Source organism: Enterobacter sp. RHBSTW-00318 (genome assembly GCF_014101375.1).
Lineage (GTDB): Bacteria > Pseudomonadota > Gammaproteobacteria > Enterobacterales > Enterobacteriaceae > Enterobacter > Enterobacter ludwigii.
In genome coordinates this window covers 341938-360163 of record NZ_JABXQH010000001.1, presented here as the reverse complement: position 1 = coordinate 360163, position 18226 = coordinate 341938, and the positions used below count along the sequence as shown (strand labels likewise).

Below are 18226 nucleotides of genomic sequence, written 5' to 3'. Positions count from 1 at the left end.
GTCACGCCTGTTCGCCTTGTACATACGGAGTCGAGCTCCCGGTAACCGTTCAACCTGATGTGCTGGCGTGAAAGGTGAAGCGGAGGGCCATGTGCTGCAAATCAAGGTTCAGCGGTGCCGACTTTTCTGACCTTAAGGGAAGGGGGCAGCTCACTCTGCTTCAGTGGTGGTAGCTAATCACCACAAACTGTTAGATACAAGCCACCGTGGCGGATGTCACCCAGGTCGACAAACTGCTGCACGGCGACGAGAACGTCGTCTGCGCCGATGACGGTTACACAGGCGTCGAAAAGCGCTCCGAGCATGCCGACCGAGAAGTGATCTGGCAGGTCGCAGCACGCCGCAGCACCTACAAGATGCTCGATAAACGCAGCGCCCTGTACAAAGCCAAGCGCAAGATCGAGAAGGCCAAGGCGCAAGTGCGAGCGAAGGTAGAGCCCCCGTTTCGCGTGATCAAGCGGCAGTTCGGCTACACCAAGGTACATTTCCGAGGGCTGGTGAGGAACACTGCACAACTGGTGACGCTGTTTGCCCTGTCGAACCTATGGATGGCCCGCCGACATTTGCTGGCAAGCGCAGGAGAGGTGCGCCTGTAATTCGGAAAATGGCCGTCGCAAGGTGCTCGCGACGGCTGAAAGCACCGAAATGAGCGGGTGATCCGATCGTTTTTGATCGGTTCACCGCTTTCAAAATCAGCAGTGGCTGAAGTCAGCCGGAAATACAGGGCTACTTCAGACCATCCCTAGCTAGGGCTCGTAGTTCGGCGCAAGGCTGAAGTCGCTTGGCTGCTTCGCTGTGCAGATCCATGACCCACTTTCCATCAAACTCCCGGTCGTAGTTCCACAAGCATCTCGCGAGTCTTGCCGGCCCGCTCCACTAACAAGACCACAACATCTCCAACGTTCTTGTCGTCTAGCCGGGCCTGTAATGTGGTGACGTCGTCAACGGCGATACCGTCGATGCTGATAACGCGATCGCCGGGCACGATGCCGCCTGCGGTGACCTCGACGCCGACGAGCCCGGCCCTGTGCGCCGCCGAGCCCGGCGTCACGCGCAATACGAATACGCCCTTACTGCCGGTCAGCGCCTGCAGACGCGTGTTGAGCTGCTCATCCACCTCGATGCCCAGCGCCGGACGGATGTACTTGCCGGTCTTTATGAGTTGCGGCACCACGCGCATGACGGTATCGACCGGCACCGCAAAGCCTATGCCGGCCGAGGCGCCAGACGGACTGTAGATGGCGGTATTGATGCCGATCAGCCGCCCAGCCGAATCGAGCAGCGGGCCACCGGAATTGCCGGGGTTGATGGCGGCGTCGGTCTGGATCAGGTGATCGATGGCCGGGCCGCCCGCTTCTCCCGGCAACGAGCGGTCGAGCGCGGAGACGATACCAGTGGTGAGCGTCCAGTCCAGGCCGAAGGGGTTGCCGATAGCAAACACCTTCTGACCCACCTTGAGGTCGGCACTGGTGCCGACCGGCACGGCCGGCGGGCGCTTGAAACCGACGCCGATCTTGAGCACGGCGATGTCGTGCGCGGGGCTCGTCCCCACCAGCACGGCCTGGTAGTCGCGGCCGTCGGCCAGTTTGACGGTGGCTTCGGACGCGCCCTGGATGACGTGGAAGTTGGTGACGACGTGGCCGGCGTCGTCCCAGATGAAGCCCGAGCCAGTGCCGCGCGGCACGGAGAACACGTTGCGCGTCCAGACATCGCGTACTAATTGCGCGGTGGTGATGTAGACCACCGAGGCGCGCGATTTTTCGAACAGTTCGATGGTGGTTTTCTCGTCCGCCGCCAGATCGCCACGCGCCATCACGGTGCGTTCTGCTGCCTCGCGCGGACTGAACCATGCCTCGATGGCGGGCAGAAACTGCCACAGCAGCATGAGCGCGGCAATGCAGGCGGTGATGAAGAGCCCGCGCCGGACGAAGCGGTCCGACGCGGGGCGTTGGTACGGGTCGAGATAGGCCATGAGACGTCTCCTGTTGATGGGCAATCAGCGCCACAGCCCGCTCGGGCGCCAGCGCGGTGGGCGCGTCGCCAAAGCGGATTCCGGCAAAAAATGGGGCGCGCGGAGTGGCAACGCTGATGCTGGCCCAGGCGCCAACGTCAGCAGGCGTGCGATGCGCTCTTGCGTTGCCGGACGCGTGCGCAAGCAGGAGGGCTCGGGATTGCCCCATCCCGGCCATAGCCAGGCACGCCAGGAGCGGCTGACCCGCTCGATTTTTGCCAGCACGGACGCCAGCCCCTGCGGGTCGCCAGTCAGTTCCGCCGCAAGGCGGTCAGCGTCGAACTCACGCACGCGAGACAAGCCGAGCTGTGCGAGCAGGGCCAGCTGGGGCGATACGGCCAATAACAATAGACCAGGCCAATAGACCTCCGCCGCGCCAACCAGCTGCGCGGGCAGGCTGAGCAGGATCGCGATCTGTCCCATAAGGGCCAGTAGGCTCGTGAGGCGACTGTCGGAATCCGCCAGCCCCATGACACGCAGATCCTCATTAGCGATGTGCGCGACCTCGTGCACGAGCACACCCGCCAGCTCGCGTGGGCTCAGGCTGCGCAGCAGGCCATCGGTGAGGGCGATCGATGCCTCCTGCTTCGATCCGGTAGCGAAGGCGTTGACGACGGCACTGGGCACATAGTGCGGCACCGGCGTGGCGGGCAAACCGGCACGGGCGGGCAGCTCGCGCAACAGGGCCCACATCTTGTGGGCTTCTTGCGGGTGCAAGGCCCGTACGCGGTACAGGCGCAAGCTCAGCGCCGACGCGGCTACCGGTTCCAGCAGCAACGCACCTGCAATGGCAAACAGCGCGAGCCACAGGCAGCCTTCCCCAAACGGCAGTCTCCCTGCTGCGGCTGCGATCCCGACCAGGGTCAGGACCAACAGCCCGGTCTGCAGGCGGTTGAGCCAGCGGTGTTGCAAGAGCGCCGTGCGCGGATCACTGGGATGATGACGGGTCATGCTCAGAGGTCTCGGCGGCGCGGTCGCCGCGCTTGCGCAGCAGCCAGTAGGTCGCACCCAGAGCCAGCGTGGCGCTAGCCAGCGCGGCTATCTTTGCGGGGCTCGCGTTGGAGTCGAGGATCACGAACTTGCGGGAGAGTGCGATCAGCGCGATCAGGACCACCGTCTTGACCTGGATGATGCTGTCCCGACGCTGCGCCACGCGCACGATGGAATGCTTGAACTCCATCGCGATCAAGAGCGTCATGATCATGCCGAACACGCTCTGGAATACCTCGTGGTCCAGGGGATTGAAGGCATCTAGAACCAGCAGCGTGAAGACGATGGAGATGAGCTGGAACAGCGACACCACGATGATGACGGCGATCACCGCCGACAGCACGAGCGCGACGACCTGCTCGAAGCGCTCGTAAAAACTCATGATGGCCAATTGGTCACGTAAGACCTGAAATGGGTTAAGGCGTGTTGATTTCATGACGATGAACTCCCTGGTAAACGGCTGCTGTCGAGACGGCGGCGCATTGCGCTGATGTGTCCTTCAATCAGCTCGGTCGACATGCCAAGCGTCGACATCACCTGTTCCGCCAGCCCAATAGCTGCGGCAAAGGATTGCTGATACACGCGCACGTTGGGCATGGCGCGAAATGCATCGGCCGCGGTCGTACTTCTGCATGACACCCACAATGTCAGCGCCGGACGGTGCTCGGCAATCGCCTGGGCGATGCGCAACGCTTGCTGGGCATGGGCGAACGTCAGCACCACCAAGTGTGCATGCGTCAAGCCGGCAGCCAGCAAGGTATCGGGCCGACTGGCATCGGCATGGAACACCGGCGCGCCGGCGGCACGCGCGGCCTCGACCTTCTGCGCGTCCGCCTCCAGCAGCAGATGCGCCACGCCGGCGTGGCGAAGAATCTCGCTGACTGTCAGGCCAAGCTCGCCCGCGCCGCAAATGATGACATGGTCTCGATATCGCGTCGTCTGCGCGGCGATCTCGACTTCTTCAGCCTGGGGTGGCTGAATGACGCCGCCTGTGCGGCTCAAGAACCGGGCAAGTACATCGTGATGGCGGATCAGTAGCGGTGCCAGGGCCATGCTGAGCACCAGCGCGACCAGCATGGGTTGGACGACGGTCGCGGGGATCAGATGCTGCTGCAAGACCGTGCCCAACAACAGCAGGGCGAACTCGCCGCCGTGCCCCAACGCTATGCCCGTGCGCCAGGCATCGAGGGCGGACAGGCGCGTCGCCCGCAAGGCCAGCGTATTGAGCAGGATCTTGACCGGTACCAGCACCACCAGCCACGCCAGCACCGCCAGCGGTGCCGAAAGAATCTGTGCTGCGTCCAGTTGCAGGCCGATGGTCACGAAGAACACGCCCGACAACACATCGCGAAACGGCCTGAGGTGGCTTTCCATGTGGTGCCGGAAGTCGCTCTCGCCCAGCACCATCCCGGCGAGGAAGGCCCCCAGGGCGGCGGATACGCCGACCGCGTGCGCAGCGGCGGCGGCAGCCACCACCACGCACAAGGAGACGAGCACGAACGATTCCTCGTGGCCCCGCCGTGCCACCCAGCCCAGCAGGCCATGCAACAGACGGCGCGAGGCGAGGGCCGCTGCCGCGAACAGCAGCAGCACACCGAATACTTCGAGCAGCACATGCTCGATCTTCGGCGACTCGCCGCGCGCCCAGATCGCCAGCAAGGCCAGCAGGGGCACGCTGGCCAGGTCCTGAAAGACCAGCACGGCGATGGCACTGCGTCCGTGGCGGGTGGTGAGCTCACCTTGGTCGGCCAGTTGTCGGCTGACCAGCGCCGTGGACGACATGGCCGCCGCAGTGCCGAGCAGCGCGGCGCTCTGGCCGGGCTGCCCCAGCCACATCAATAGCAGGATCAGCGGCGGGGCCACGGCGATCATCTGCAGAGCGCCCGCCATCAGCACCGTCCTGCGGGCGAGCCAGAAGTCTCCGAGGGAGAATTCCAGTCCGACCATGAACAACAGCAGCGCCACGCCCAGCTCGGACAGAAAGCTCAGCGTCTCCCCCGGCGCGATCACGCCGATGACTGAGGGGCCCAGTACAACGCCGACAGAGAGATACCCCAGCAAGGCGGGCACTCTGAACGCCGCCGTCGCCATCGCCGCCAGGCTGCAAGCCGCCAGCAGGATTAGTGTAGTGCCGAGCAAGCCCTGCATCGGTCAGCGTCCCACTTGCGTCGACGTCCAGCGCACGATGTCCTGCGCGCCCATCACGCCGGCCTGACGGGCGATCTCCCGCCCACCCTGGAACAGGGCGAGCGTCGGGATGCTGCGGATACCGAACTGCGTGGCCAGGTGGGGCTCAGCCTCGGTATTCACCTTCGCCAGCCGGATCCTCGGTTCGAGCTGGTGCGCCGCTTGCTGGAACTGTGGCGCCATCATCTTGCACGGCCCGCACCATGGCGCCCAGAAATCGACCAGCAGCGGCAGATCGCTGCGCTCCACGTGGCGCGAGAACGTCGCCGTGGTCAACTCGATGGGCTCGCCCGTGAACAAGGGCTGCTGGCAGCGGCCACAGTTGGGATGTTCCGATAGCTTCGCAGTCGGTACGCGGTTGATGGACTGGCAGTGCGGGCAGACGAGGTGAAGATCATTCTTCATGGTTCGCCTCCTTGGACCACAGTGAGGCTGCCTCGCTTCGGGTCACAGACAATGCCAACCAATCAACGCCTTGGAGCCAATCGTTCCCGTTTTTGCTTACTCCGGCCTCTTCCAGATGAGCAGCGATGAATGCTTCGGCCTGCATGAGCCACCTTCGGACAGCATCTTCCTTACTAGGAATCAGCAGGATTTCAGAGACGCAGCTGGCATTCAGCCCGTCCACACGGATAAGCAGAAAAATGCGCCGCCACAAACGCGGCATGTCCTTCAGCAGGTCAAATGCAAAAGCGAACTCGCTCGTCCGATCAATCAGCTCCTCCTGTTCCGCGATCGTTGCGACATCGGGATGCTGACTGCCAGCGAAAATATCGGCCAGCTTGAGTGTGTCATCGTGCTGATAAAATTCGAAGATTTCCTCTTCCACCATGGCCTCGGCCACGTCTTGGGCATCCGGTTCGACCGGCGCGTCCAGAGAAACGAATTCGCCAAATTGCCGGCTGCTTGCCACTTCGTTATCCAGGACGGCGAACAGATGCTTCAAAAGACCGGTGTAAGCCTCTTTTTCCCCCGGCACGGATTGCCATTCCACCTTAGCTCGGACAATCGCTTCATCCACCACGTCGCGCAGCGTCGGATAATCGCGCGGTAAATCGCCGACGGCCCGCAGATAAGCCAGCTCACGCCTTGCGACAGCCTCAAGTTTCGACAGTAGAGGCATTCGGATCACCTCGGCCTCATGGGCGGCTGATGCGGGTTTTGCGGCAATCCGCACCTTGAGCTCGCGCAAGCGCTCGCGTCGTGCTTTGCGCTTGATTTGATCCTGAGCATGCAGTCGGTCAAAATGCTTCTTGGCCTGACGGAACAACGACTTTGCGAGCATCTGCGCGAGGGGCGTCAGCTCGTCATGTGATGCAGTAACACTGACAATCTTTTTGCCGGGCAGGTGCATATAGCCACTGGCCAGAAATTGCCGCTTGATCTTGTCGCGATCAAGGACGATTTGAAGTCGCGCTGAATCTTTAGTGTGTTTGTCGAGCAATGGCTTGAGGGCGTGCTCGATCACATTTCCCAAAGCTCTCTGCCAAGGTTCATGAAACTCTTTGTCGATAGCTCGATAGCTATATTGTATCTGCATGTATGACTCCTTCGATGTCATTTCTATGGAGGCATGAATCGAGGATGCTCATATCCATAGATTTTGGTTTGGCACGCTCTTACCCCAGGCGCGTTTTGCGAAGACGCCAACTCAAGAACAAAAGCGTGACGCCATAGACTGCCGCATGGAAACCCAACAGCCAGCCTGCGGCCACGAATGACTCGACCGGACGGGTAAAAAATATCCACAAGACGATAGCACCAAGGATAATCGAGAGCAGTCCACTGAGGGCAAGCCAGATTTCACCCTTGATTTCCCGACGCAGCCGAACGGCGGCGGATATCTCCAGCACTCCGGTGAAAATCGCCCAGAAGCCCACGCTAGCCCATAAAAAAGAAGCCAAGACTATCGTGGCGACCCAAGGAGCAACCAGGACGACGACGCCCGTAAGTATGCCGACAATGCCGCTGAACAACAACCAGCCCCAGCGCTCTTTTTTCTGGATATGGCGCACCGCTGCAAACAAGTTGAACGCGCCATTGACCAAGGAAAATGCGCCGAACATGATGGTCATGGCCAACAGAGCCGATTGTGGCATCCAGAACGCGAGGGCTGCAAAAATCAATGCCAAGACACCGCGCAGCACAAAAAGCCACCAATTTTGGCTAAGCGAACACAGTGCTTTGGTGGGGTCATCCGCACTGGAATCGGTGATGGTGTCTGTATTCATGCTATATCTCCTAAAGATCTAATGGGGTGAAAAAGCAAACACTCCTGAGCCAAGAGAGGGGCGCGACGCGCCCCTCTTACGCCCTATCCAGCGGTTTCAGAACAACCTGGACAGCTTTGCCTTGATTTCATCGAGCCAGCCTTTTCCGCCGCCTCCCCCTCCCGTCTTTTCCTTGATTTTCTTGAGTTCAGCGTACAGGGGCTCAAAGTCCTTCCTTTTTCCATAGCCCAGCAGTTCTGCCATTTCCAACTGCTGCCGGGCTTCGTTCAACAATGTCTCCAGGCGCTCATTGGATGCTTCGCTGCGCTGACCATCTTCTACCAGAGGCTCGGCGCGCTTCAGGAGCAGCTTCGCACGCAGGACGGGCAGCGGAAGCACGCTGCGCTCCTCGACCAGCGTGCTGAGCGCTGACTGCAGCGCGGCTTTGGCTTCTTCGATCTTGCCCTGATCGATCAGCGGCACGACTGCCTTCACGGCTGCGGGATAGGACGCCAAAGGGATGTTGGTGACCGTGATCACGATTTCACTGGCCAGCAAAGCCAACACGCGACGAGCGCGTTGCACCTCGCCATGTTTGAGGGCATCCAGCGCCTCGTCAGTCATCGCCTCAACGGTTTCCGTGTTGGCGAACAAGTCGTGCACGATGGTGCGCACATCAACGGGGGCCAGGGCGAGCGTGGGTTCGCGTGCAACGATCAGCTCCAGCTTTCCCGTCACTTCGGCCAGCGTTGCCAGTGCTCGCGCGGATTCTTTTTCGTCCAGGGCCGCCAGCGCTGATTTGGTCAGCGCCAAGGCCGAGACGGCCTCATCGAGGACTTGTTTACGTTTGTCTGCCGCCTGCGAGTCCGTTTCCTTCTGAACCTCAGGCTGTACCTCCGTGACGACTTCAGGCTTGGGCTCTGGTCTGGCAGGAAGGCTGCTTACCGCGGCTTGTTCGTTCGTGCCTTCGTTGATCGCGTTGGGATTCGATGTTTGCTCATTCATGGTGATATGCCTCGTATGAGATAGTGAAAATAGGGGAATCTATTGGGGCCGACTGCGAATATCGCGAGACTGACCGATGGAGCAGTCGGCCCCTTCATCACCTCAAAACAGCTTTTGGATGCGCGTCTTCAACTCGTCGAACCATCCATTGCCGCTTTTGCCACCAGCCGACTTTTGCTCAATGGACTTCACCTGATCGAAGATGGGTTTGAAGTCCTCCTTCTTGCCATAACCCAGGATTTGCGCCAGCTCGATCTCCGTGCGCACGGACGACAGCAAGGTGCTGAGCTCCTCGTTCTGCTTGGCATCGCGCTTGTCAGTCTCGGCCAGCTTTTCAGCTTTTGCTATCGCGGCTTCGGCCCGTAGCACGGGCAGAGGGAGTACAACTTGGGTGACCACCAGCGTGTTCAGTGCTCGGGCGAGCTCTGCTTTGGCTTCGTCGATCTTGCCGCTGTCGACGAGCCGTGCAGCCGACTTGATCGCTGCCGGGTACGTTGCCATGGGCAGGTTGTCGGTTTCGATCACGATTTCGCTGGCCAGATTGGCAACGATGGGCCGGGCCTTTTGCACCTCGCCATCACCCAACAACTCCCGAGACAACTTGACCGCTTTCTTTACCGATTCCACGTTGGCGTGGATATCATGGGTGATGACGCGTACATCGACCGGCGCCAAAGCAAGTTTGGCGTCGCGTGCCAATACCAGTTCCAGCTTTCCGGTGGCCAGTTCCAGCGCAGCGAGCGCCTCCTTGGTCTTATTTGCATCAAGGAGGGTCAAAGCCTCCTGGGTCTTGGTGAGCGCCGTGATGGCGTCCTGAGTGAGCTCGGAACGCTTTTTTTCGGCTTCCTGGGCGGCCTTGTCGTCTACTTGTGGCTGCGCCGCCTTGGGTGCGACAGAGGGCGCTGCAGCGCTTGGACTTGCCGCCGATTGGGCCAAAACCGGTCCACTCAGTCCGATGCAGACCGCCAGGGCAAGTGCGGAACGGATGTATTGGGGCTGTTTGATATTCATGATGTTGGACTCCAATTGAAGTTAATTGACTGAAATTTCAATCTGCTTCGGCTTGGCTTGCTCGGCCTTGACAAGCCGCACTTCCAGCACGCCGTCTTTCATCGAAGCCGTCACCTTGGTCGGATCAACGTTGTCAGGTAAGACAAAGCTGCGCACAAAGCGGCCATACGCACGTTCGATGCGGTGGAATTTCTTGCCCTGCTCCTCTTTTTCCAGTTTGCGCTCGCCGCTGATGGTGAGCACGCCGTTTTCCGCGCTGACGCGCACGGCATCCTTGGGGACCTCCGGCAGATCCAGCTTGAGGAGGAATGCGTTCTCATCCTCGCTGATGTCCACCATTGGTGCCCAGTCCGCCGTGGTCAGGGCTTCGTTGCCGGTACGGGCGCCCTGTCGCTGGGGTGTCCGTCCCAACATCGTCGCCAGGCGGTTTTGCAATTCATCCAGTTCCCGGAAGGGGTCCCACGGAGTCAATGCAGACATATCGGTTCTCCTTGAACAATGCCGGCGAATTGGATGACGCACCGAACAGAGCCGCCGGCTCACTCTGAATAGCGCCTACTACTTTTCGTTTCTATCTAGAACAAGTCCTTGGGTCAATTGAAGGATGTCGTTCTCGTCGAGCGTTTCCCGCGCCAGCAGTTCGCGCGCACAACGCTCCAGCACCGCGCGGTTGGTGTCGAGGATCCGGTAGGCGCGCTCGAACACGCCCATCACGATGTCGCGGATGGCCTGATCGATGCGCGCCTGGGTCGATTCGGCCACCCGGCAGCCGCCGTGGGCCAGTTCCGGTGTATCGAGAAAGCGTGGCCGCTGCGCCTCGAAGGCGATGTAGCCCAGTCCTTCGTCCATGCCAAAGCGGGTGATCATGTCGCGGGCAATGTCGGTGGCCCGTGCGAGGTCATCGGCAGCCCCGGTGGACAGCTCGCCGAACACGAGCTTCTCGGCCGCACGACCGCCCAGCAGCACGGCGATCTTGTGTTCCAGATCGGCGCGCGTCATCAGGAAGCGGTCTTCGGTGGGGCGTTGCAGCGTGTAGCCCAGCGCGCCGATGCCGCGCGGGATGATCGAGATCTTGTGCACGGGGTCGGTGCCGGGCAGCGCCAGCGCCACCAGCGCATGGCCCATCTCGTGATAGGCCACGGTTTCCCGCTCCTTGGGATTGAGCACGCGGTTCTTCTTCTCCAGGCCCGCCACGATGCGCTCGATGGCGGCGGTGAAATCCTGCAACTCCACGGCGGACGCTTTGCGCCGGGTCGCGGCCAGCGCGGCCTCGTTGACCAGGTTCGCGAGGTCTGCACCCGAAAAGCCCGTGGTCAGCGCAGCCACCTGTTCGAGATCGATATCCTGAGCCAGCGTCACCTTCTTGACGTGGACTTTCAGGATGTCCAGCCGTCCCTTCTTGTCGGGCCGGTCCACCAGCACCTGACGGTCGAAGCGACCGGCGCGCAGCAGCGCCTGGTCGAGGATTTCGGGGCGGTTGGTGGCGGCGAGGATGATCAGCCCGACCGAGCTGTCGAAGCCGTCCATCTCCGTGAGCAGCTGGTTGAGGGTCTGCTCGCGCTCGTCGTGGCCGCCGATGGGGCCGCCGACGCCGCGCGCGCGGCCCAGCGCATCGAGCTCGTCGATGAAGATGATGGCCGGCGCCTGCCCGCGGGCCTGCTCGAACAGGTCGCGCACGCGCGCTGCACCCACGCCGACGAACATCTCGACAAACTCTGATCCGGAGATGGAGAAGAAGGGCACCGCCGCCTCGCCGGCAACAGCCTTGGCCAGCAATGTCTTGCCGGTGCCCGGTGGGCCGACCAGCAACACGCCCTTGGGAATGCGCGCCCCGAGCCGTCCATACTCCTGCGGATTCTTGAGGAAATCGACGATCTCAACCAACTCCGCCTTGGCTTCATCGACGCCAGCGACATCGGCAAAGGTCACGCCAGTGTTCTTCTCCATGAATACCTTGGCACGGCTCTTGCCGATGCTCAGGAAGCCACCCATGCCCTGCTTCTCGGCGAAGCGGCGGAACAGGAAGAACCAGACGCCGAAGAAGGCCACCGCCGGCAGAATCCAGGAGAGCACATCACGCAGCCAGGTGCTTTCCACCACCCGCGCATAGGGCACGTCGTACTTGGACAGCCGCTCGGCCAGGTCGGGTTCGACACGGGTGGCCACGATGGTGGTCTTGCCCCGGCTGTCCGGCGATTTCAGGTGCCCGGTGACCGTGCGGTCCGACACCAGCACTTCGGCGACGCGCCCCTCGGCCAGCGCCTTCTCGAATTCGCTGTAGGGCACGGGCTCGACGGTCTTGGCCGCCTGCCAGTAGTTCTGCAGCGTCAGCAGCAACAGGCCGGCGACGATCCAGTAGCCTATGTTCCATTGATCTTTCTTTTCCATGGGCAATGTTCCTCGCAAGTCGTGTCGCTAGAGAATGGGGGTGAACAGACGGGCCACCCCGTCGCGCAAGCGGATGGCCAGCGGGCGGGCGCGCAACGCCTTCGCCGATATCTCGCCCGACGCATCACGAGCGGCATCAAAAAGGGATGACAGCCGCGTAGACAACGCGGTGTCGTACACCTCCACATTGAACTCGAAGTTGAGGCGCAAACTGCGTGCATCCCAATTGGCCGAACCCAGGCAGCACCACGCTCCGTCTACCAGCATCAGCTTGCTGTGGTCGAACGGGCCAGGCCGTTCGAAGATGCGCACACCGTGCTCCAGCACCTGCCAGTAGTGGGCGCGCGCGGCCCATTGCACCGTGGGATGGTCGCCGTTTGCGGGCGTCAGCACGTCGATACGCACGCCGCGCAACGCGGCCGTGCTTAGCGCCGCGATCATCGGCTGATCGGGGACGAAGTAAGGTGTCCAGATGCGCACCGAATGCTTCGCGGCGCTCAAAGCGCCCATGAAGGTCCAGCGCATCCGGTCCAGGGCCTCATCGGGACCGGCCTCGATGCCGCGCGCCCAAGAGGTTCCTTGCTCATCAGCCGTTACGGGCGGTTCGCCCCAGTAACCCTTGCTGAGCCGCTCGCCCGTGGTATCGCACCAATCATCGGTGAAGCACCGCATCAGATGCGCAATCACCGGCCCGCGCAGACGAAAGTGCAAATCGTGACAGGCCTGGTCCGGCGCATCGGGCCGCCAGTACGGGCTGAAGATGTTCAATCCGCCGGTGAAACCCGTCTCGCCATCGATCACCAGCAGCTTGCGGTGATTGCGCAGATGCGCGGCATGCAGGCGCGCGGGAATCAATGTCGGGTTGAACGTCGCCGCCGGAACGCCGGCGCGCTGCAAGGCGCGGTAGGCGCTGCGGGGCGTCCAGCGGGCATACACGTCGTCGATCAGCACCCGCACTTGCACGCCGCGCTCATGAGCCCGGCGCAGCGCATCGACGAACTGCGCCCCGATACCTTGGCTGTCGAAGATGTACGAGGTCAAGGCGACGCTGTACCGCGCCGATTCGATGGCGGCGAGCATGGCCGGGTAGGCCTGCTCGCCATCGACAAGCGGCTCGATGCGGTTGCCGCCGGTCAGCGACTGGCCGGTGGCGCGTCCCACCAGGTGGGCCAGACCGGCAAGTGGCGGCGATACAGCCTCGGGTATCGTGGGCGAGAGATCCTGCCGAACAGCAGGATCTGCCCCCGGGAAGAGCCGCCGCGCCCGCCGCTGGTAACGGTTGATGCCGAACAGCCCATACAGCAGCGAACCGCCCAGCGGCAGCAAGGCGATCAGCAGTACCCACAGCGTGGCCGATCGAGGGTCACGCTTGTAGATGACCGCATGCCCCGCTGTGGGGATAGCGACCGCCAGCGACACGAGGGTGGCTGCCCATGTCAGCCCATTGGGGTCGGACACGACAGCCTCCCATCGCTCAAGATTCGCCATCCGCTGACTTCTTCTTGCGCGCAGGCTTGCTCGCGTCGCCAGGCGGTGCCTCGGCCACGTCCGCGGCATCGGGCTTTTCAGGCTCAGCCGACTTCGCGGGTGGCTCCTGGCGCTCGAAGACCACCCGTTCGGCCTTGTCGTCCCAGCGGGCGTTGGCGTGATCACCCTTGCCGATACCGCCACCCAGCATCTCGCGCGCCAGCGCGGTTTCCAGCTCGCTGCGGATCAGCCGCTTGAGCTCACGCGCGCCGAACTCGGGCTTGTAGCCTTCCTCCGCGAAGTGGTCGATCAAGGTCTGATCGAAGGTCAGCGTCACGCCCTGGCTGGCGGCGTTGCGGGCCACACGATCAAGCTGCAGGCCGACGATATGGCGGATCTCCTCCTTGCCCAGCGCATGGAAGACGATGATCTCGTCGATGCGGTTGATGAACTCGGGGCGGAAGTGTCCGCGCAGCACGTCCATCACCTCGGACTTGGTCTTCTCGTATTCCTCGCCGGCGGCGCCACCGGCCTTCAGCCGACGCTGGATGATGTCCGAGCCCAGGTTCGAGGTGGCGATGATGATGGTATTGGTGAAATCCACCACCCGGCCCTTGCCGTCGGTGAGCCGCCCGTCGTCGAACACCTGCAGCAGGATGTTGTAGACGTCGGGGTGCGCTTTTTCGATCTCATCGAGCAGCAACACGCTGTAGGGCTTGCGACGCACCTTCTCGGTGAGCTGGCCGCCCTCGTCATAGCCCACATAACCCGGAGGCGCGCCCACCAGGCGTGCCACGGCATGGCGTTCCCCGTACTCGGACATGTCGATGCGCAGCAGCGCACCTTCATCGCCATAGATGGACTCGGCCAGCGCCTTGGCGAGCTCGGTCTTGCCCACGCCGGTCGGCCCAAGGAACAGGAAAGTCGCCACCGGCTTGTCGCCTTCGCGCAGGCCCGCGCGCGACAACCGCACGGCATCGGCCACCGCGCGCACCGCTTCGTCCTGGCCCACCAGGCGCTCATGCAGCCGCTGCTCCAGATGCAGCAGCTTCTCGCGTTCTTCCACCGTCAGCTCGTTGACCGGAATGCCGGTCAGGCGCGAGACGATCTGCGCGACATGCTCGGCCTTGACTTCGGCGCTGCCCGAGGCGCGCTCGCGTTCCCATTCCTCGACGAGCTGCTTGAGTTCAGTCTCCTTGGCCTCGATGCGCTTGCCCAGCTCGGCGGCCTTGTCGTACTGCTTGCGCGAGGCCATGTAGTCCTGCTCACGCCGCAACTGGTGCAGTTCGGACTCCAGCTCCTGCACCGCCACCGGGCGAGCCGTGGCCGACAGCTTCACGCGTGCGGCCGCCTGGTCAAGCAGGTCGATGGCCTTGTCAGGCAAAAAGCGCGCGGTGATGTAGCGGTCCGACAACTCGGCGGCGGCGATGATCGCATCCTCGGTGATGCTGACCTTGTGGTGCGCCTCGAAGGTGTCGCGCAGGCCGCGCAGGATCATCATGGTCTGCGCTACCGTCGGCTCGGGCACCATCACCGGCTGGAAACGACGCTCCAGCGCGGCGTCCTTCTCGATGTACTTCTGATACTCGTTGAGCGTGGTGGCGCCGATCAGGTTCAGTTCGCCGCGCGCCATCATCGGCTTGAACACGTTGGCCACGTCCAGCCCGCCTTCGCCGCCACCCTGGCCTGCACCGACGATGGTGTGCACTTCATCGATGAAGAGAATCATCTCGCCCTGGTGCTCGGTCACTTCCTTGAGCACCTTCTGCACGCGCTCCTCGAACTCGCCGCGATACTTGGCGCCTGCCACCATGGCGTTGATGTTGAGCTCGACCAGACGCTTGTCGCGCAGCGTCTCGGGCACTTCACCGGCGACCATGCGCTGCGCCAGCCCTTCGACAATGGCGGTCTTGCCGACGCCGGGCTCACCGATCAACACCGGGTTGTTTTTCTTGCGCCGGGCCAGCACCTCGATGGTGGTCTCGATCTCCTGCGCACGGCCGATGACTGGATCGAGTTTGCCCTCGCGCGCCATCTTGGTGAGGTCGCGCGAGTATTTATCCAGCTCGGGCGTGTTGGTCGGCGTCTCGGCGCGGCCATCCTCGGCCCCTTTGCCGACCACCTTGCTTACCTGCTGGCGCAGCGCTTGCGGCGTGAGGCCGTAACGGCGCAGCAGGTTGGCCGCCAAACCTTCGCCTTCCTCAGCGAGCCCGATCAGGAAATGCTCCGGCCCGACATAAGAGTGGCCGAGTTCGTTGGAGGCCACGAAAGCGCGGCTGAGCGCGTCCTTGACCCGGGGCGACACGCCGACTTCGCCCTCGAACGGCTTCTCGCCGCGCTTGGCTTCGGATTCGATCTGTCGCTTGAGGTCATCGACCTTGATCTTGAACTGTCCCAGGATGGTCTTCACCACGTCGCTGTCGGATAGCGCCAGCAGCAGGTGTTCGGTATCGACTTCGGCGCGCCCGAACTCTGCAGCGTGTCGGGCGGCCTCCTGCAATAGGGCCTCGGACTGTTCGCTGATACGGCTGGCGAGCCCACTGCCGCGACGGCGCGCAGTGCCCGTACCGGCCGGGGCGGGTTCGCCGAACGAGGCATCGACCACCTCGTCGGTATCGGCCGCCATGGACGGCGAATCGTCACCGATGCGGAAGAAGTCGCTGCCGAGGAAGTCTTCGAACAAGCCGCTGCGCGAGCCAAACAAGGCTTCCAGCGGCGAGACGGTGCGCTTTTGCTGGCGCGCCAGTTGGCGATAGTGATCGTCACACAACAGCATGGTGCTGTGGCGACCATTGAGATTGGCTTCCACCCGCACCGTGGCGGGCTGGCCGCAGACCTGGCATTGTTTTCTGGCCATGCTCATGCTCCTTGAGAGGACTGATTTGACGAGGCGCCGAAGGTCACGGCGCCTCGCCATTCACTTGGTTTTTCTGTAGAGAACAAGCCGATCGGCGTCAGCCGTTGATCGGGATCGAGCGGCCCTGCTTGGGCGCACTGGCCTCGCGCTTTTCCATTGTGATCGTGAGTACGCCGTTCTTGAAAGCGGCCTTGATCGTGTCCTGGTTGGCATCGGTCGGCAGGTTCAGAGCGCGCTGAAAGCTGCCGTAGGAGCGCTCCACCCGGTGGAAACCGCCGTCTTTGCTTTCCTGCTCCTGACGCTTTTCACCGCGAACCAGCAGCACGTCGTTGTCGAGCGTGATATGGATGTCTTTTTCCTCGACGCCGGGAACCTCCAAAGAAATCTTGTACTGCTTGTCGGTCTCCTGGATGTCCAGCGCCGGCTTCAGCAGGCCCGGCCAGTCCGACGGCCAGCGTGGCATGGCCAGCGCCGGAAAGCCGAAGCCTCGAAACGTGTCGTCGAAGAGGCGGTCGATCTCGCGGTGCAATTGCAGGATGGGACTGACGGGCCCACCCGCTACCGGCAGGTCATTGCGCTGCACCGGCAGCGAGGCAGTGCTCTGTTGTTCTTCCTGCTCCTTCTTGAACCAGTTCCAGGGAGCCAACTTCTTGAAATCAATGTCCATGTCACACCTCCAGAACAAAAATTGAAGACTCTCGCTCACTCCGTTTGCCTGCGGCTATGGATAGCGCGCCCAGGCAACACGGGATGTTTCGCTGACTTCGGCTGCTCATCTGTACGTATCACCTCCTTCTTTCTGCCTGCTTGGATCTGATCATTGATCCATCGATCGATTTCACTTTGACGAAACCGCCACGTCCCGCCGACCTTGAAGGCCGGAATCTCCCCGTGCGCGGCGAGCCGGTAGAGCGTCCGCTTGCCGACCTTTAAGTAGGTAGCCAACTCGTCGAGTGTGAAGATCGCCTGCTGGCGCGCTGTCATACCACCCCCACAAGTTCCGTCGTCACGCGGCCTCGCCTGAGGAAGTTCTTGCAAGACTTTGCAAGATATTGCGCCTAATATGCCAAAAGTCAAGAGTCAACATCCAGCGATCTGCTGGCCGATTGATGTGACTCAAATCTTCAAGGACGGTATGCCAGGGCGGGCCGGTCCGGCGCAGGGGACGGTGGGTTGATCGGGACCTTGCGGGCGCCGCCCACGGCCGCAGATCAAACACCGATCCTCACGTTGTAACCGAGCGCCCGCAGCCCCTTGCTCGTGCGCGGTAATGACTCCAACTTAATGATAGTGTTTTATGTTCAGATAATGCCCGATGACCTTGTCATGCAGCTCCACCGATTTTGAGAACGACAGTGACTTCCGTCCCAGCCTTGCCAGATGTTGTCTCAGATTCAGGTTATGTCGCTCAATGCGCTGAGTGTAACGCTTGCTGATAACGTGCAGCTTTCCCTTCAGGCGGGATTCATACAGCGGCCAGCCATCCGTCATCCATACCACGACCTCAAAGGCCGACAGCAGGCTCAGAAGACGCTCCAGTGTGGCCAGAGTGCGTTCACCGAATACGTGCGCCACAACCGTCTTCCGGAGCCTGTCATACGCGTAAAACAGCCAGCGCTGGCGCGATTTAGCCCCGACGTATCCCCACTGTTCGTCCATTTCCGCGCAGACGATGACGTCACTGCCCGGCTGTATGCGCGAGGTTACCGACTGCGGCCTGAGTTTTTTAAATGGCGGAAAATCGTGTTGAGGCCAACGCCCATAATGCGGGCGGTTGCCCGGCATCCAACGCCATTCATGGCCATATCAATGATTTTCTGGTGCGTACCGGGTTGAGAAGCGGTGTAAGTGAACTGCAGTTGCCATGTTTTACGGCAGTGAGAGCAGAGATAGCGCTGATGTCCGGCGGTGCTTTTGCCGTTACGCACCACCCCGTCAGTAGCTGAACAGGAGGGACAGCTGATAGAAACAGAAGCCACTGGAGCACCTCAAAAACACCATCATACACTAAATCAGTAAGTTGGCAGCATCACCCTCAATGAGATACTAATCACAAAACAATAAAGAGAATATTTTCCCCTTAGACGCAATTATTCGCCT

At 61.8% G+C, this 18226-nt stretch carries 16 protein-coding genes and 1 pseudogene; 1 reads left to right on the top strand and 16 read right to left on the bottom strand.

Annotation, left to right across the window (positions count from 1 at the left end):
- Positions 1 to 206: 206 nt before the first annotated feature.
- Positions 207 to 596: pseudogene (locus tag HV157_RS01845) on the top strand (transposase); the annotation flags it as partial.
- Between the two features lie 224 nt (positions 597 to 820).
- Here HV157_RS01845 and HV157_RS01840 read toward each other — a convergent pair.
- From HV157_RS01840 to HV157_RS01765, 16 genes are all read right to left on the bottom strand, one after another.
- Positions 821 to 1972: a trypsin-like peptidase domain-containing protein gene (locus tag HV157_RS01840; RefSeq protein WP_016156528.1), complete on the bottom strand. Its 1152-nt coding sequence runs from the start codon at positions 1970 to 1972 to the stop codon at positions 821 to 823.
- Positions 1973 to 1996: 24 nt separating this feature from the next.
- On the bottom strand, positions 1997 to 2962 hold the full coding sequence (locus tag HV157_RS01835) for a zinc metalloprotease HtpX (protein ID WP_001721693.1): 966 nt from the start codon (positions 2960 to 2962) through the stop codon (positions 1997 to 1999).
- Positions 2940 to 3437: a heat resistance protein PsiE-GI gene (psiE-GI, locus tag HV157_RS01830; RefSeq protein WP_016239752.1), complete on the bottom strand. Its 498-nt coding sequence runs from the start codon at positions 3435 to 3437 to the stop codon at positions 2940 to 2942. The genes HV157_RS01835 and psiE-GI overlap by 23 nt, the downstream gene beginning before the upstream one ends.
- The gene (gene kefB-GI, locus HV157_RS01825) at positions 3434 to 5149 is read right to left on the bottom strand and encodes a heat resistance system K+/H+ antiporter KefB-GI (protein ID WP_016156527.1); all 1716 of its coding nucleotides are present in this window, start codon (positions 5147 to 5149) and stop codon (positions 3434 to 3436) included. The genes psiE-GI and kefB-GI overlap by 4 nt, the downstream gene beginning before the upstream one ends.
- Positions 5150 to 5152: 3 nt before the next feature.
- Entirely contained in the window at positions 5153 to 5593 is a 441-nt protein-coding gene (gene trx-GI, locus HV157_RS01820) for a heat resistance system thioredoxin Trx-GI (RefSeq protein WP_000786816.1), read from the bottom strand.
- Positions 5583 to 6728, bottom strand: a complete 1146-nt coding sequence (locus HV157_RS01815; protein ID WP_001723515.1) for a hypothetical protein — start codon at positions 6726 to 6728, stop codon at positions 5583 to 5585. Before HV157_RS01815 ends, trx-GI begins: the two co-directional genes overlap by 11 nt.
- 79 nt (positions 6729 to 6807) lie before the next feature.
- The gene (gene hdeD-GI, locus HV157_RS01810; RefSeq protein ID WP_001090783.1) at positions 6808 to 7419 is read right to left on the bottom strand and encodes a heat resistance membrane protein HdeD-GI; all 612 of its coding nucleotides are present in this window, start codon (positions 7417 to 7419) and stop codon (positions 6808 to 6810) included.
- A 96-nt stretch (positions 7420 to 7515) separates the two neighbouring features.
- Positions 7516 to 8403, bottom strand: coding sequence for a heat resistance protein YfdX2 (gene yfdX2 / locus HV157_RS01805; protein WP_016239829.1), 888 nt, complete (start codon positions 8401 to 8403; stop codon positions 7516 to 7518).
- Between the two features lie 102 nt (positions 8404 to 8505).
- A complete protein-coding gene (yfdX1, locus tag HV157_RS01800; protein WP_021567662.1) occupies positions 8506 to 9414 on the bottom strand; it encodes a heat resistance protein YfdX1 in 909 nt (302 codons plus the stop codon).
- A 21-nt stretch (positions 9415 to 9435) separates the two neighbouring features.
- Positions 9436 to 9894, bottom strand: a complete 459-nt coding sequence (hsp20-GI, locus tag HV157_RS01795; protein WP_023205562.1) for a small heat shock protein sHSP20-GI — start codon at positions 9892 to 9894, stop codon at positions 9436 to 9438.
- A 78-nt stretch (positions 9895 to 9972) separates the two neighbouring features.
- The gene (gene ftsH, locus HV157_RS01790; RefSeq protein ID WP_021567664.1) at positions 9973 to 11802 is read right to left on the bottom strand and encodes an ATP-dependent zinc metalloprotease FtsH; all 1830 of its coding nucleotides are present in this window, start codon (positions 11800 to 11802) and stop codon (positions 9973 to 9975) included.
- Between the two features lie 27 nt (positions 11803 to 11829).
- Entirely contained in the window at positions 11830 to 13260 is a 1431-nt protein-coding gene (gene cls, locus HV157_RS01785; protein ID WP_023205563.1) for a cardiolipin synthase, read from the bottom strand.
- Between the two features lie 16 nt (positions 13261 to 13276).
- The gene (gene clpK / locus HV157_RS01780; RefSeq protein WP_000101609.1) at positions 13277 to 16126 is read right to left on the bottom strand and encodes a heat shock survival AAA family ATPase ClpK; all 2850 of its coding nucleotides are present in this window, start codon (positions 16124 to 16126) and stop codon (positions 13277 to 13279) included.
- A 97-nt stretch (positions 16127 to 16223) separates the two neighbouring features.
- Positions 16224 to 16793, bottom strand: coding sequence for an Hsp20/alpha crystallin family protein (locus HV157_RS01775; RefSeq protein ID WP_000350432.1), 570 nt, complete (start codon positions 16791 to 16793; stop codon positions 16224 to 16226).
- Between the two features lie 35 nt (positions 16794 to 16828).
- Positions 16829 to 17110: a helix-turn-helix domain-containing protein gene (locus HV157_RS01770; protein WP_000127020.1), complete on the bottom strand. Its 282-nt coding sequence runs from the start codon at positions 17108 to 17110 to the stop codon at positions 16829 to 16831.
- Between the two features lie 297 nt (positions 17111 to 17407).
- A protein-coding gene (locus HV157_RS01765; RefSeq protein WP_223335778.1) for an IS1 family transposase occupies positions 17408 to 18105 on the bottom strand; the annotation gives its coding sequence in 2 pieces (ribosomal slippage) (positions 17408 to 17856 and positions 17856 to 18105; 699 coding nt in all).
- Between the last annotated feature and the right edge of the window lie 121 nt (positions 18106 to 18226).